We start from the raw sequence: 13820 nt of genomic DNA, 5'->3' as shown, positions 1-13820 counted from the left end.
TTTTGTTTGCGCGCAGCCGCCGCGCCACGGCCATGCCCTTTGTCCTGCGGCCGATGAGCGCCAGCCCCGCGCACAAAGAAAAAGGCCCGCAAGGGGCCTTTTCCGGGTCCATACGAGCGCCGTGGCGCTCGCGGGGGATGTGGATCACATCTTGTCTTTCAGCACGCTCAGCAGGCGCTGGGCGGTGGCGCTGTTGTCGCGTTCGCCCTTGGCATCCAGCACCGTGACGGTGGTCTGTTCGCCGCTGCCGACCAGATGGATGCGGTACTGCGGCGCCTCGGCCTTCTTGTCGCCCGAGAACATGCGGCTGAAGAAGCCCGGCTGGTCGATCTTCTCGCCGGTGTCGGTGTCGACGTAGCGCACGTAGTAGTCGCCAGCGGAACGGTCGCGGTCCTCGACCGAGAAACCGCCGCCATCCAGCGCCACGCCGACACGGCGCCAGGCCCGGTCGAACGACTCGCTGACGATCAGGGCGGCGCCCTGGGTGCGGACGTCCTGCTGCACCGCGGGCTTCTGCGGCGCGGCCTCGGCCTGCTGCACCAGCTTGCGGGCGTTGTCGACGTCGGTGCCCAGGTAGACCATCATGCGCGCCAGCATGGCGGCGTTCAGGCCCGGGTCTTCCTTGCCATTCTGCCATTGCACCTGGGAGCCGTCGTTGCCAACGCGCTTTTCCAGCATCTGGCGGTGGCTGACGTAGATCTCGGTGTGGCCGTTGACGCGTTCGACGCGGGTGCGGAATTTCTCGCGCTCGCCGCTGTCCCAGGCCGATTCCAGCACCGCGCCCAGGGCCTGGCGCAGCCAGCTTTCCGGGATCTTGGCGCGGTTTTCCGCCCAGTCGGTCTCGATCAGGCCGGCGGCCGGATTGTTGCTGGCGACGGTGAAGCCATTTTCGGTCCAGAAGTCGACCAGGCGCGGGAACACGTCCTCGGGCGCGCGGTCGACCACCAGCCAGCGCAGGTCGCCGTCGCGTTCGACGCGCATGTCCTGGCGGTTGGGCAGCACGTTGCTGGCCTTGGGCGCGTTGGCCTGGGCCTGGCCCTGCTGCTGGAATTGCGAGTAGGTGGTCGAGCCCGACGCCGGCGCGCGGTAGCGCGGATCGCTGGCGGCCTGGGTCAGGTCGGGCGGGATGCTGAGCGGCTCGCCACGTTGCGTGACGGCGCTCTTGTAGTTGACGGACTCTTCATTGCCCAGGAATTGGTTGACCTCGCTGCAGCCGGCCAACAACACCAGAGACATCAATGCCGACAGACCGGCATGACGCTTGTTCATACGTATCCTCACGATATTTAGAGCAGGCCCGTTTCCTGGAGCGCGCGACGCACCGTTTCGTGGTGCGGCGCGCCCAGTTCCACCAGCGGCAACCGGTAGCCCAGTGCGGTGCGGCCCATTTCGGCCAGCGCCCACTTGACGGGAATAGGATTGGCTTCAACGAACAAAGCCTTGTTCAGACGGGCCAGGTGCGCATTAAGTTCACGCACCTTCGGCACATTGCCCGCCAGGGCGGCGGCACAGAGGTCGCGCATCAGCTTGGGCGCGACGTTGGCGGTAACCGAAATGTTGCCGCGCGCGCCCAGCAGGATCAGGGCGGCGGCGGTGGGATCATCGCCACTGAACACCTGGAAGCTGGCCGGCGCCTCGCGCAACAGCAGGCCGCCGCGGGCGATGTCGCCGGTGGCGTCCTTGATGCCGATGATGCCCGGCACCTGCGCCAGGCGCAGCACCGTTTCGTTGCTCATGTCGGCCACGGTGCGGCCCGGCACGTTGTACAGGATGGTCGGCAGGTCCACGGCTTCGGCGATGGCGCGGAAGTGTCGGTACAGGCCTTCCTGCGAGGGCTTGTTGTAGTACGGCACCACCGACAGGCCGGCCTGCGCGCCCACCGCCTTGGCGTGGCGCGTGAGGTGGATGGCTTCGTCGGTGGAGTTGGCGCCCACGCCGGCAATGACCGGGATGCGGCCCGCCGCATGCTCGACCGCCACGCGGATCAGTTCCGCGTGTTCTTCCATGGAGACCGTGGGCGATTCCCCGGTGGTGCCCACCACCACCAGCGCATCGGTTCCTTCCTGGATATGCCAATCGATCAACGACCGGTAGGCAGCGTAGTCCAGGCTGCCGTCGGGCTGCATCGGGGTGACGAGGGCCACCATGCTGCCCTGGAAATTAACGCCTGCGGCGGTTGCAGGGGATGCCATAAATGAGGGGCTCCAAAGCCCCACGGCGGGATGCCCCAGGGCCAGAATCAGTGAAACCGCTGAGTTTAACGGATATTGGCCAAAATCCTAGAGGAACCACTGAACGATCGTCGTTCCCAAAGCCAATACCGGACGCATCAATATCCAGAGCACGTCGGTCACCAGCAGCACCACCACGATCACCAGCCCATACGGCTCGATTTTCGAGTATTGCCAGGCCAGGCGGTTGGGCAGCAGGCTGAAAAGGATGCGTCCCCCATCCAGCGGCGGAATCGGCAGCAGGTTCAGCGCCATCAGCACCAGGTTGACCTGCACGCCGGCCATCGCCATCTCGAACCAGAAGCTCTCCTGCATGCCCGATTCCAGGAACAGGCGCAGCGAAAACACCCACAGGATGGCCATCAGCAGATTGGCGGCGGGTCCGGCCAGCGCCACCCACAGCATGTCTTTCTTGGGACGGCGCAGGCGGCCGAAATCCACCGGCACCGGCTTGGCCCAGCCGAACAGCATGCCCGGGCTGCCCAGCAGCTTGGAGGTCAGCAGGATCACCACCGGCACCAGCAGTGTGCCGATCGGATCGATGTGGCGCGCCGGGTTCAGGCTGACGCGGCCGGCCTGGTACGCCGTCGGATCGCCGAACATGCGCGCGACATAACCATGCGCGGCCTCGTGCAGGGTGATGGCGAAAATGACCGGTATCGCGTAGACCGCGATGGTTTGGATGAGTTCGTTCATGGCGAACCGGATTGTAGTGGAGGCGCGCGGTCGCGCCGGGCGCCATGCGCGGCGGTGACTTCAGGCCAGGCCCAGCGTGGCCGGGTCGCCGCGTCCCACGCGCACCACCACCGGCTCGGCGCCGGTCAGGTCGATCACGGTGGTCGGCGAATGCGGGCACGCGCCGGCGTCGATGATGGCGGCCAGCTCGTGGGCGTAGCGCTCGCGGATGTCCTCGGCGTCGTTCAACGCTTCGGTCTCGTCCTTCGGGATGAGGGTGGTGGACAGCAGCGGCGCGCCCATCTGTTCGAGCAGGCCGAGCATCACGGCGTGATCCGGCACGCGGATGCCGATAGTCTTGCGCGATGGGTGCGAAACGCGCCGCGGCACTTCCTTGGTGGCTTCCAGGATGAAGGTCCAGGGGCCGGGCGTAGCGGCCTTGAGCAGCCGGTACTGGCGGTTGTCGACGCGCGCGAAGTGGCCGATCTCGGCCAGGTCGCGGCACAGCAGCGTGAGGTGATGGCGCTCGTCCAGGCCGCGCAGGCGGCGCAGGCCGTCGGCCGCGTTCTTGTCGTCCAGGCGCGCGACCACCGCGTAGCTGGAATCGGTGGGCACCGCCACCAGGCCCCCGTCGTTCAGCCATTGGGCGGCCTGCTTGAGCAGGCGCGGTTGGGGATTCGCGGGGTGGATATCTAAATGGAGAGCCATGGGTTTATCCTAACACTCTTGAAGGCCGCTTCACCATGGGCGGCCACGGCAACACATGGCGGCCATGCCGGCCCGCCCGGAGACACAGTATGCGCCTGGACGATTCCCGCGAAAGCGACAACGTGGAAGACCGCCGCGCCAGCGGCCCGCGTATCGGCGGCCGAGGCACCATCGGCATCGGCACCATCGTGCTGGCCCTGGTGGCCATGTATTTCGGCGTCGATCCCAGCGTGGTGCTGCAGATGGCCGAAGGCCCGCCGGCGCAGCAGCAACAGGGGCCGGCCGCCCGGCCGCCCGCCAACGACCCGCAGGCACGCTTCGTCGCCAAGGTGCTGGGCGAAACCGAGGACACCTGGAGCGCCATCTTCCAGAAGGACCTGAACCGCCAGTACGTGCCGCCCAAGCTGGTGCTGTTCCGTGGCGCCACGCCCACGGCCTGTGGCACCGGCCAGGCGGCGATGGGGCCGTTCTACTGCCCGGGCGACAGCAAGGTCTACATCGACCTGGCGTTCTTCGACGAATTGCAGAACCGCTTCAAGGCGCCCGGCGATTTCGCCCAGGCCTATGTCATCGCGCACGAGGTCGGCCACCACGTGCAGCACCTGCTGGGCATCTCCGACCAGGTCGACAACCTGCGCCGCCGCAACCCGTCGCAGGCCAATGCGCTGTCCGTGCGCATGGAACTGCAGGCCGACTGCTTCGCCGGCCTGTGGGCGCAACGCGCCAACGCCGCCCGCAACATCCTCGAGGGCGGCGACGTCGAGGAAGCGCTGGCCGCGGCCACCGCCATCGGCGACGACCGGCTGCAAAAGCAGAGCCAGGGCTACGTGGTGCCGGACGCCTTCACCCACGGCTCGTCGGCCCAGCGGGTGCGCTGGTTCAAGCGCGGCCTGGAAGGCGGCGAGCTCAAGCAATGTGATACCTTCGCCGCCAGCTCGCTGTAGCCCCGGCGTGCCGGCCGCGACGCCATTGCGCCTGTATATCCATACAGCGCGCGGACCGAGGGCGTCTTCATCTTGTAAGATTACGCCCCCGCGCAGACCAAGCGCGGGCCAGAGCTCCCGCAAGGGGGCTTTTCCCGCTGGGCGGCCCGGCGGCGCATTTCCAGACACCAGATCCGTTCCATGGCCAACAAGTTCGAACCGTTAATCACCGCTGATGAGGTGCAAGAAATCCTCGCGGAGCCCAAGGAAACCGTCAAGCCGATCACCTGGATCCCCAAGCCGGCCGCCACCAGCATCCAGTGGATGGAGTTCGCCAGCCCTTGCCGCATCAAGGGTGAAGTGCGCGACGACGTGATCTTCCGCGCCACCTACCGCGGCGCCCGCACCGACGTGCACGGCCAGGCCACCATCTTCCTGGCCGAGGCGTTCTGCGCCAGCCTGTTCGTCGGCCCGCACCGCGTCCTCGGCGTCGACACCGACGACTCCTTCCACACCAGCCTGGTGGGCGAAGGCCGGCCGCAATACCGCAAGCCGCTGGCGGACCGCAGCCACGAACACATCTGGGTGGACGAAGGCGAAGGCTACGCCGAACCCATCGTGCCCGCCCTGCACACGATCGCCGAGCTGATGCAGTACTTCCTGCCGAGGGCCAACCTGACCCTGACCGGCGGTTTCGCGCATCCCCTCAAAGGCCGACAAATCGAACTGATCCTATGAGCAATTTCCTGGAAGCCTCCGGCTGGACCGTCCTGCCGGCGGGCGAGCACGCCATCCGCGCGATCTCGCCGATGACGCTGGGCCTGGACGGCCAGCACGCGGCATTCTTCATCGCCCATCCGGACGACACGTCGTTCTATCTCACCGACGCCTGTGAAACCGCGATGCATGCCTCCAGCTACGGCATCGAACTGGCGCCCAAGCGGATCGACATCCTCAACGAAACGCCGGGCGTGAGCCTGGCGCACTTCGACAAGTCGGGCGCCATCGTCGCCAGCGGCCCCAACGAGCAGTTGCAGGAAGCGCTGTGGGACGCGGTCAAGCTGGCCATGGCGCTGTCGTTCCAGTGCGCCAAGTGGATGCCGCGTTTCAGCCAGCTGCGCTTTCGCGCCCAGGTCGGCCGGGCGCTGGCGGCCGGGGTCGGCCCCAATCGCATGGTCAAGGGCGCGCGCGCCAAGGGCAGCAGCGGCCATACCGCCGACTTCGCCTTCGCCGTGCGCGCCGCGGGCAGCACCGCGCTGACCTACATCGAACCGATCGCGCTCAAGGCGGGCAAGAAAATGGATTGGACGCAGGTCTACCAGACCCACGGCAAGATGTCGGACGTGAAAATGGCCGATGCGCGCAACTCGCGCATGGTGATCCTGGAGGATGGCGCGTCGGCCGAGGAACTCAGGAAAGCCGTGACCATCCTGGAACAGTCGGCCAGCGTGCTGACGCTGGCCAAGACCCGCGACTGGCGGGCGGTGTTCGCCGCGGAATAGCCGCCGCCGCGGACCGCGCCCCATCAGCGCCGGCCGGCGGCGTCAGGATGGCATGTTGGTCAGGCCGTCGACGATTTCGCGGCCGTGCAGGATGGCGGCATGCACCGCTTCGCGCGGACTGAAGACAAAACCACCTTCGGCAAAGCGTGGCACGGGATATTCGTCGCCACCTTCCAGCACGGCGCCAGCCTGGACCACCATGACCGATGCGATGAAAACGGGGCCGCTCGGCAACGCTTGGACTTCATCGCCCGCGCCCCGGGACACCTTGGCCGTCAGCCGGTATCCCTTGTAGATCAAGTTGTTCTGATGCACTTCGGATGCCCTCTATCTGCGACCCAGCATACCGCGCCTGTTCATGACAGTTCGGATAAGTTTTGTAACCCAGGCATCCGATAGAAACATTGTTGCACCGCGCTAATTGCGTCCCCGTTTCCCTGGCGGCCTGCCCGCCACGCCGACAGGCAGGCAGGACGCGGCTGACAGCCGGACGCGGCCCGCGCCCGGCCGGGGCCGCGTCGATCCGTCCCGGGGATTTCCCTAAAGCTGTTGCGAAAGCGCACTATCGGGGGGCTGCATGCCCGTGGCCCGCAGGTAGTCGGGCAAGGTCCAGCCCCGGCCCAGCAGGAACATGCGGGTGTGCAGATCGCCCTGCACCTGCGGCGTCACCGCCGGCCCCAGGTAGGTCAGCCGCTTGCGCCGCAGGTCGGCATAGCCCAGCGGATAATCGCGCGCCAGCCCCAGCCACAGGCGATGCGCGCCGACCGACTGGCGCGCCCCGCTCATGATGCACAGCCCCGCGTCCAGGGCCCAGCGATAGACCGCGGTGGCCAGCCCCATGCCCTGGTAGGGCGCGGCGTACTTCGAATGCGGCGCGCGCACGTAGGGATCGGCGCGCCGCCCCACTTCGATCAGCCGGTTGAACACCGTGTAGCCCGCCAGCCGGCCGCGCCGCGCGTCCACCACATACACGTAATACTCGCCATCGGCCTCGCGGTAGCGAAGCACCATGCCAGGGATGTCGGTTTGAACCTCCGGCAATCCATGCAAGCGGTCCGAAGGACGATTCATGCGGTCGTGGATGGCATCAAGTTCGGTCTCCACTTCGCGCGGAGCGTGATTGACGTCGATGCGCAGTTCCGTCGCGATAGGCAAGGCGCGGCGGAAAACGTGCAGGGCCAGCGTAGGCAAGGCCACCTCCTGTACAGGGCAAATGCCCGATGAAAAAAAGATGTGCGCCCGCCCGCGACCTGCCGGTCCGCGGGAGGTGCGATGAAAATCCGCCTCGAAATGGTCCTAGGCGGCGTGGCCGCCCGTCAGGTTCCAGTCCACCGCGTCGGCGGCCGCCTCCCCGGGCATGCCGAAAAACGCCGGGAACTGGCGCGCGCCCTTGCGCGTGACCGACAAGGCGCGCGAGTCCAGGTCCTTGTCGACCCAGCCGCGCCGCAACAACGCCTCCAGCAGCGCGGCGCCCAGCGCGCCGCCCAGGTGCGAGCGGCGCTCGCTCCAGTCCAGGCAGGGGCAGGCAAAGCGGCGGCGGCGCTGGCGCGCCTGCGCCACATCCACCCCGACCTGTGCCAGCGAGGCCTCGCCCAGCGGCGTCAACACATAGTCGCGGCCATCGGCCGCCAGCCATTGGCGCGCCAGCATCGCATCATGGACGCGCACGGCCAGCGTGCCCGCCATGTGGTCATAACAGGTGCGGGCCTCGCGCAGCGCCGATGGCGTGTTGGGCTTGAACGGCGCGCGCTCGGCGCCCGCCACCACCAGCAACGCTTCCAGCGCGCGCGCCACTTCGGCATTGGCCAGCCGGTAATAGCGGTGCTTGCCCTGCGCCGCCTGCTCCACCAGGCCCTGCTCGCGCAGGCGCTGGAAATGGCTGCTGGCCGTGGACGCGCCGATATCCGCGGCCGCGGCCAGTTCCGTGGCGGTGCGGGCGCGGCCATCCAGCAGCACGCACAGCATGCGCGCCCGCGCCGGATCGGCGATGGCGCCCGCGACGGCGGACAGGTTGATATCGGCGAACTCGGATTCCATGATTCGGTCCCGGCCAAAGTGTTGTGTACAGGCACAAGCATACTGCGAGTCATCCCAACAAGACAGCCGGCGCCGCCGGCCACCGCCATGCGCGACACCCCGGTTTTCTTCGGCTGGAAAGTTCTCTACGCCACCTTCGTGCTGGCCGTCTTCGGCTGGGGCGTGGGCTTCTACGGTCCGCCGGTCTTCCTGCACGCCGTGGTGCAGCGCACCGGCTGGAGCGTGGCGCTGGTCTCGGCCGCGGTCAGCCTGCACTTCCTGTGCGGCACGCTGATCGTGGCCAATCTGCCGCGCCTGTACCGGCGCTGGGGCGTGCCGGCGGTGACCCTGGCGGGCGCCGTTGCGCTGGCGCTGGGCGTGTCGGGCTGGGCGCGCGCGGCGGCGCCGTGGCAGCTGTACGCGGCCGCGCTGTTCTCCGGCATGGGCTGGGTGACGCTAGGCGCGGCGGCGGTCAATGCGCTGATCGCGCCCTGGTTCGTGAAACGGCGCCCGGCCGCGCTCGGCATGGCCTACAACGGCGCCAGCGTGGGCGGCATCGTGTTTTCGCCGCTGTGGGTCTTCCTGATTTCCGGCTACGGTTTCGCGCAGGCGGCCTGGTGGATCGGCGCGACGATGGTCATCGTGATCGCGATCCTGGCGCGCAAAGTATTCGCCGTCACGCCGCGCCAGTTGGGCCAGCACCCGGACGGCGTGGCGCCCGACCCGCAGTCACCGGCCGCGGCCGCCACGCTGGCGCCGGTGCCGCGCCTGTGGCGCGATCGCGCCTTCCTGTCGCTGGGCGCCGGCATGGCGCTGGGCCTGTTCGCGCAGATCGGCCTGATCGCCCACCTGCTGTCATTGCTGGCGCCACTGCTGGGCGCGCAGACCGCCGGCATCGCCATGGGCCTGGCCACGGCAAGCGCCATCGCCGGGCGCAGCCTGGTGGGCTGGCTGATGCCGCCGTCCGCCGACCGCCGCAAGGTCGCCTGCGTATCGTATGGCGCGCAGATCCTCGGCTCGCTGGTCCTGATGCTGGCGGCGGACCACGCCTGGGCGGTGTGGGCCGGCGTGCTGCTGTTCGGCGCCGGCATCGGCAACGCCACGTCGCTGCCGCCATTGATCGCGCAGAGCGAATTCGGCCGCGAGGACGCCTTGCGCGTGGTGCCGCTGATCGTCGCCGTGTCGCAAGGCGCCTATGCGTTTGCGCCGGCGGTGTTCGGCGTGCTGCGCGCCATGGCCGGCCAGGACGGCCAATCGATGTTCGCATTCCTGGCGGTGGCGGCCTGCCTGCAAGCCGCCGCGATCGCCTGCCTGGCATGGGGCCGCGGCGCGGCCTGGCGGCGCGGACTCAGTCCAGCCCGCCGCGACGCGCCACCAGGCCGGCCATGACGGCGTCGCCCTGCTCGTCGGCCAGCCCCTGCGCCACCCCTTGGCGGTCGGCGGCGTTGCGGTTCTGGCTGACCTTCCATTTGCCCTCGATGCGCGTGATGGCGATTTCCACGCCGACGATCGCCCGCATCTGCGCGGCGATGAAATCGTCGGGCGCATCCTCGACGCGCCAGGGCTGGGCCCGCGCCTTTTCCTGCGCGTCGGTCAAGGCGCCGATCTGCGCGCGCACCCAGGCCGGATCGTCATGGATCCGCGGCGTGCCCCACACGTGCACGGCCACGAAGTTCCAGGTCGGCACCACCTTGTGGGTCTCGGCCTTGGTGGCGTACCAGGACGGCGTGACATAGGCCTGGGCGCCGTGGAACACCACCAGGCACTCGGCGCCGTCGGCCAGCTCCCGCCACTGCGGATTGGCCCGCGCCATGTGCAGGCGCAGCACGCCCCGCGGCCCTTCGGGATACAGCAGACAGGGAATGTGGTTGGCCATCAGCCCGCCGTCCCCGCTGGTGGCCAGCACCCCCAGGGGATGGGCGCGGATGAAGTCGTGCTGGATATCGAGCGAGTCTTCGCGGAAGGCGGACGGCAGATACATGGCGGCAATGGCTGGCTGGAGGAAAAACACACCATAGCGCCGCCCTGGCCCCATTGCCAGAGCCATCCAGCCATCAATTCATGGGGCCACAACGTGGCGCCGCCCTCCGCCGCGCCGTCCGTGTCAGGCCAGCGCCTTCACCAGCAGCACCGTGGTGAAACCGCTGTCCCATTCCTCGTCGGGATAGGTGTCGATCTCGGCATAGCCCTGCTTGCCGTAGAACGCGCGGCTCTGCATGTTGAAGGTATCGGTTTCCAGCCGCGCCTGGCCGAAACCGGCGCGGCGCATGCCGTCCTCGGCCAGCGCCAGCAGCGCCGCGCCCACGCCACGCCGCTGCATCGCCGGATGCACGTGCAGCGCCCAGATGAAGTTCTTTTCCCAGTCCACCATGCCCGCCACCCGGCCTTCGGCTTCGCACACGTAAAAGCGCGCGCCGCGTTCGGCGACATAGCGCGGGATCTTGCCGCTGTCCAGGAAATACCGATATTTCTCGGGCGTCATCTGCGGCCGCCAGGTGCCTTCGTAGGTCGCGGTCAATATGTCTTCCAGTGCCGCCGCATCGTCGGGGCGCGCCAGCCGGATCGTCAGGGTGTTCGGGGTTTGCGTCATGCGCGGCAGTGTAGCAACCGCGCCGCCCGTCATCGTCGGACGCGCTCGTAGGCCTGGTTCATGCGCTCGCGCGCCGCGGTCTCATGCGCGTAGGCGCGGTCGTATGTGGCCAGACAGGCCGACGTCGGATCGGGCCATTTGATGGCGGCGACGGCGGCGGTCAATTCGTCGCGCGCGCGCTGCCATTCCTTGACGGCGGCGTACCATTCCTTGGTCGTGTCCATAGCTCCCTCCCTATGTGCACACCCCGATCGTAGCCCCGCTGGCGCCGGCTGCGGTGATTCATTCAGCGACGCAAATGGATGAGTCCGATGCGTGGCGGGATGGCTGCATTTGGCCGAGCGCGGCGACACGGTAAAATTCGCGCATCCGGACCGTCCGTGCACGATGGCAACGCCGGACAGCCCCGCGAAATCGCGGCCGCGCGGCCACCCGGCCGCGGCCCGCAGGGGCCATGCACGCCACCCACCCCGCCCGCGAACGATCGCGCGGCCCGATTCGATACCGGATAAAGCGCCTCCCATGAGTGAACGCGGCGCCGCCGCCGCGGTCGTATGTCAGCCAGCCCGCCACGTGGCCGCCTTTCCCGGCCATCCGCGCTTGCCGCGTCCTCTCTCACGAAGCGATGAATATTGACGTCAACCCTCACTTACTCGCTGGCACGGCTAATGCTACTGTTCGGCCTGTGCAAGGAGTACAAGCAATGGATCAGAAAACCAAACCCTGGGCCTTCCCCAAACCCCACCCGGAAAACACCCCGCGGGGCGAACGGAACAAACAGGAATTCGACGCGCCCCCCGCGGCCAAGCCGTCCACCACGGCCAAGCCTCGCGCCAAGAAGCCCGCGGCCGCCGCCGGCGCGGCCAAATCGTGACGCGCCCTTGACGTGACGCGCCCCCTTGACGTGACGCGCCCCCTTGATATGACACGCCCTTGACACCGTCAGCATCCGCCATGCCCGCGCCCGCCATTGTTCCGCCCTGCCGCCGCCCCGGCGCGGGCATGCGCGGACCCAAACGTCCGGCCGCGCCACGCATCGGCGCGCGCGGCCCCCGCCCATCGTGAACCCGTTCATGAATCCGGCGCTGCGCGGCGCCGGCAAGATCACCGCCGTGTTCTTCAGTCCCGACGGCGAGCTCGCGGCGGTGGCCTCGGCCTTTCCGCTGTTGATCAATCCGCGCGCGCGCGCCGTCTATGGCGGCGCCACCCTGCGCTACCGTGTCGGCCTGTACCGCCGCGGCGAGGCCGCGCCGTTCGCCACCTTCGACGCGCTGCGCCTGCCGGTCAACGACGTCGCCTTCCATCCCACCCGGCCCGCGATTGCGATCGGCGCGGGCAGCTACGATGGCGGCTATCTGTTCGAAGGCGACCTCGTCATCTGGAACTGGGCCGACGGCCGCAGCCGCCGTCCCTGCCTGCATGTCCCGGAAGTGGTCCGTTGCCGCTACCTGGACGATGCCGGGCAGCTCGAAGCCTGGGTCCGTCCATGGGATGAATCCTGGGACGAGGACGACGACCGCGCCGCGCCGGCCGCGGATACGCTGCTGCGGATACGGATCGATGATTCCGACGCGGCCTGGCGCGCCGGCGAACCCGCCGCGCTCGACCTCGACGAAACCACCGCCATGGTCGACGCCACGCCGCCGGACGATGGTCTTGCGGTCACGCGCCTGGCCGACTGGTCCGGCCTGCCCGACCTGGGCCTGCGCGGCGCGATCTGGGACCTCGCCTGGCTCGACGCCGATACCCTTGGCGCCACCCACGACGCCTGCCTGCTGGACCGCTATGACCGCAACGGCGAGCTGCTGTCGCGCCACGAAGGCGGCGGCCGCGGCAGCGAAATCCTGCCCGCGGCGGCGGTCACGGTGCACGCGCTGGCGCCCCCCGATCCGGCCGACATTTTCCGGCGCGATTCCCGCCTGTACGTGCTGCGCGACGGGCAACTGGCGGCGGCGCGCGACTACGCCGGCGGCGCATACACATTCTCGGTCGACGCCGATGGCCGCCTGCTGGGCCGCCAAGACCGCGTCGGCAGTCGCGCGCGCGGCGCCGCCGACATCCTGCTGGATCCGGCGCTGGCCCGCGAACAGCGGCTGGACGTCGGCCATTACGATTGCTTCAACCACTACATCGGCATCAACGGCGCCCCCTGCCTGTTCGCGCTGCAAGGCACCCCGCCCGGCTCGCACGAGGGCAAGTACCTGTGCATCGTCCACCCTGACGGCCGCATCGAACGGCTCTGGCCCGTGCTCAAGCCCGATCGCACGCCGGCCAGCCATGCCATGGAATGCCGCGGCGCCTACGTCGACGACGCCCTCGGCGCGGGCGTCGTCATCGCCGGCAAGCACTATTCGCCCACGGTCGACGGCGCCTACCGCGGCTTCATCTACCGCAAGAGCCTGGCGCGCGGCCAGGAACGCTGGCGCCATGCCACGCCGGCGTCGGCCAGCGCCATCGTGCTGGCCGACGGCCTGGTGACGGCGGCCTTCCTCGACGGCAGCCTGATGCTGATCGACGCCCGCACCGGCGACCTGCGCCTGTCGGCCAAGGTCCGCCTGGACGGCATCGCCACGGTGATCTACGCCATGGCGGCGCGCGACGGCATCCTCGCGATCGGCACGCTGGACGGCCGCATCGCGCTGGCCAGGCTGGCCGACCTGCCCGCCAGGACCGGCGCGGACGGCAACCTCGATCTGGCATGATGGGCCTGTCGCCGGCCTTCGGGCCGGCCCCGTTCCATTCCCTTCGTCACGCCAAGCCATGCACTACACCCAAGACCCGAACACCCCGCCCGCCGCCACCATCAGCTTCGACGACTTCATGCAAGTCGACATCCGTGTCGGCACCATCGTCGCCGCCGACGCGTTTCCCGAAGCGCGCAAGCCGGCCTATAAATTGACCATCGACTTCGGCGCCGGCGTCGGCGTGCGGAAAAGCTCGGCGCAGATCACCGGCCGCTACACGCTGGACCAGCTGCCCGGCAAACGGGTGCTGGGCGTCGTCAACTTCCCGCCGCGCCAGGTCGGTCCGGTGCGCTCCGAAGTCCTGGTGCTGGGCCTGGCCGACGACGCCGGCGACACCGTGCTGGTGACGCCCGAGCTCGATGTCCCCAATGGCGCCCGGCTCACCTGACCGCACCCGCACAAGCTCCCGCTCTCTGAAGCCCTGCCTGCCG

17 protein-coding genes are annotated in these 13820 nt (G+C 68.7%); 7 read left to right on the top strand and 10 right to left on the bottom strand.

The window, feature by feature from the left end; genetic code table 11:
* Window positions 1-144: 144 nt before the first annotated feature.
* The 4 genes from bamC to DK459_RS06995 all read right to left on the bottom strand — a co-directional run bounded on the left by bamC (window position 145) and on the right by DK459_RS06995 (window position 3614).
* Window positions 145-1269: an outer membrane protein assembly factor BamC gene (bamC, locus tag DK459_RS07010; RefSeq protein ID WP_006386499.1), complete on the bottom strand. Its 1125-nt coding sequence runs from the start codon at window positions 1267-1269 to the stop codon at window positions 145-147.
* Between the two features lie 17 nt (window positions 1270-1286).
* Window positions 1287-2192 (bottom strand): 4-hydroxy-tetrahydrodipicolinate synthase, encoded by a 906-nt coding sequence (gene dapA / locus DK459_RS07005; protein ID WP_006386498.1) that lies wholly within the window; start codon window positions 2190-2192, stop codon window positions 1287-1289.
* A gap of 87 nt (window positions 2193-2279) precedes the next feature.
* A complete protein-coding gene (locus tag DK459_RS07000) occupies window positions 2280-2927 on the bottom strand; it encodes a site-2 protease family protein (protein ID WP_020928926.1) in 648 nt (215 codons plus the stop codon).
* A gap of 60 nt (window positions 2928-2987) precedes the next feature.
* Window positions 2988-3614, bottom strand: a complete 627-nt coding sequence (locus tag DK459_RS06995) for an L-threonylcarbamoyladenylate synthase (RefSeq protein WP_006386496.1) — start codon at window positions 3612-3614, stop codon at window positions 2988-2990.
* A gap of 89 nt (window positions 3615-3703) precedes the next feature.
* Between DK459_RS06995 and DK459_RS06990 the strand changes: the two genes are divergently transcribed.
* The 3 genes from DK459_RS06990 to DK459_RS06980 all read left to right on the top strand — a co-directional run bounded on the left by DK459_RS06990 (window position 3704) and on the right by DK459_RS06980 (window position 6039).
* Window positions 3704-4558: a neutral zinc metallopeptidase gene (locus DK459_RS06990; protein WP_006386495.1), complete on the top strand. Its 855-nt coding sequence runs from the start codon at window positions 3704-3706 to the stop codon at window positions 4556-4558.
* A 180-nt stretch (window positions 4559-4738) separates the two neighbouring features.
* Complete coding sequence (locus DK459_RS06985) at window positions 4739-5275, top strand: hypothetical protein (protein ID WP_006386494.1); 537 nt, start codon at window positions 4739-4741, stop codon at window positions 5273-5275.
* Entirely contained in the window at window positions 5272-6039 is a 768-nt protein-coding gene (locus DK459_RS06980; protein WP_006386493.1) for a DUF1828 domain-containing protein, read from the top strand. The genes DK459_RS06985 and DK459_RS06980 overlap by 4 nt, the downstream gene beginning before the upstream one ends.
* Before the next feature lie 42 nt (window positions 6040-6081).
* Here DK459_RS06980 and DK459_RS06975 read toward each other — a convergent pair whose 3' ends face one another.
* The 3 genes from DK459_RS06975 to DK459_RS06965 all read right to left on the bottom strand — a co-directional run bounded on the left by DK459_RS06975 (window position 6082) and on the right by DK459_RS06965 (window position 8076).
* Window positions 6082-6354, bottom strand: coding sequence for a hypothetical protein (locus DK459_RS06975; protein ID WP_006386492.1), 273 nt, complete (start codon window positions 6352-6354; stop codon window positions 6082-6084).
* A gap of 225 nt (window positions 6355-6579) precedes the next feature.
* Window positions 6580-7230: an N-acetyltransferase gene (locus DK459_RS06970; protein ID WP_110134578.1), complete on the bottom strand. Its 651-nt coding sequence runs from the start codon at window positions 7228-7230 to the stop codon at window positions 6580-6582.
* A 105-nt stretch (window positions 7231-7335) separates the two neighbouring features.
* On the bottom strand, window positions 7336-8076 hold the full coding sequence (locus DK459_RS06965) for a helix-turn-helix transcriptional regulator (RefSeq protein WP_006386490.1): 741 nt from the start codon (window positions 8074-8076) through the stop codon (window positions 7336-7338).
* An 87-nt stretch (window positions 8077-8163) separates the two neighbouring features.
* Between DK459_RS06965 and DK459_RS06960 the strand changes: the two genes are divergently transcribed.
* A complete protein-coding gene (locus tag DK459_RS06960) occupies window positions 8164-9444 on the top strand; it encodes an MFS transporter (protein WP_024069888.1) in 1281 nt (426 codons plus the stop codon).
* On the opposite strand, the gene DK459_RS06955 is transcribed toward DK459_RS06960, so the two are convergent.
* From DK459_RS06955 to DK459_RS06945, 3 genes are all read right to left on the bottom strand, one after another.
* Window positions 9404-10036: an FMN-binding negative transcriptional regulator gene (locus tag DK459_RS06955; RefSeq protein ID WP_026384422.1), complete on the bottom strand. Its 633-nt coding sequence runs from the start codon at window positions 10034-10036 to the stop codon at window positions 9404-9406. The genes DK459_RS06960 and DK459_RS06955 overlap by 41 nt on opposite strands.
* 123 nt (window positions 10037-10159) lie before the next feature.
* Complete coding sequence (locus DK459_RS06950; RefSeq protein ID WP_058207630.1) at window positions 10160-10645, bottom strand: GNAT family N-acetyltransferase; 486 nt, start codon at window positions 10643-10645, stop codon at window positions 10160-10162.
* Between the two features lie 29 nt (window positions 10646-10674).
* A complete protein-coding gene (locus tag DK459_RS06945) occupies window positions 10675-10869 on the bottom strand; it encodes a hypothetical protein (RefSeq protein ID WP_006386486.1) in 195 nt (64 codons plus the stop codon).
* Between the two features lie 479 nt (window positions 10870-11348).
* Between DK459_RS06945 and DK459_RS30740 the strand changes: the two genes are divergently transcribed.
* The 3 genes from DK459_RS30740 (at window position 11349) to DK459_RS06935 (ending at window position 13777) form a co-directional block, all read left to right on the top strand.
* A complete protein-coding gene (locus DK459_RS30740) occupies window positions 11349-11519 on the top strand; it encodes a hypothetical protein (RefSeq protein ID WP_165601568.1) in 171 nt (56 codons plus the stop codon).
* 199 nt (window positions 11520-11718) lie between these two features.
* Complete coding sequence (locus tag DK459_RS06940) at window positions 11719-13347, top strand: PQQ-binding-like beta-propeller repeat protein (RefSeq protein ID WP_024069891.1); 1629 nt, start codon at window positions 11719-11721, stop codon at window positions 13345-13347.
* Between the two features lie 58 nt (window positions 13348-13405).
* Window positions 13406-13777, top strand: coding sequence for a tRNA-binding protein (locus DK459_RS06935; RefSeq protein ID WP_006386483.1), 372 nt, complete (start codon window positions 13406-13408; stop codon window positions 13775-13777).
* The last annotated feature ends 43 nt before the right edge of the window (window positions 13778-13820 follow it).

It is taken from the genome of Achromobacter sp. RW408, from assembly GCF_003184165.1.
GTDB lineage: Bacteria > Pseudomonadota > Gammaproteobacteria > Burkholderiales > Burkholderiaceae_B > Achromobacter > Achromobacter xylosoxidans.
This window is presented reverse-complemented; position numbering and strand designations above follow the sequence as displayed.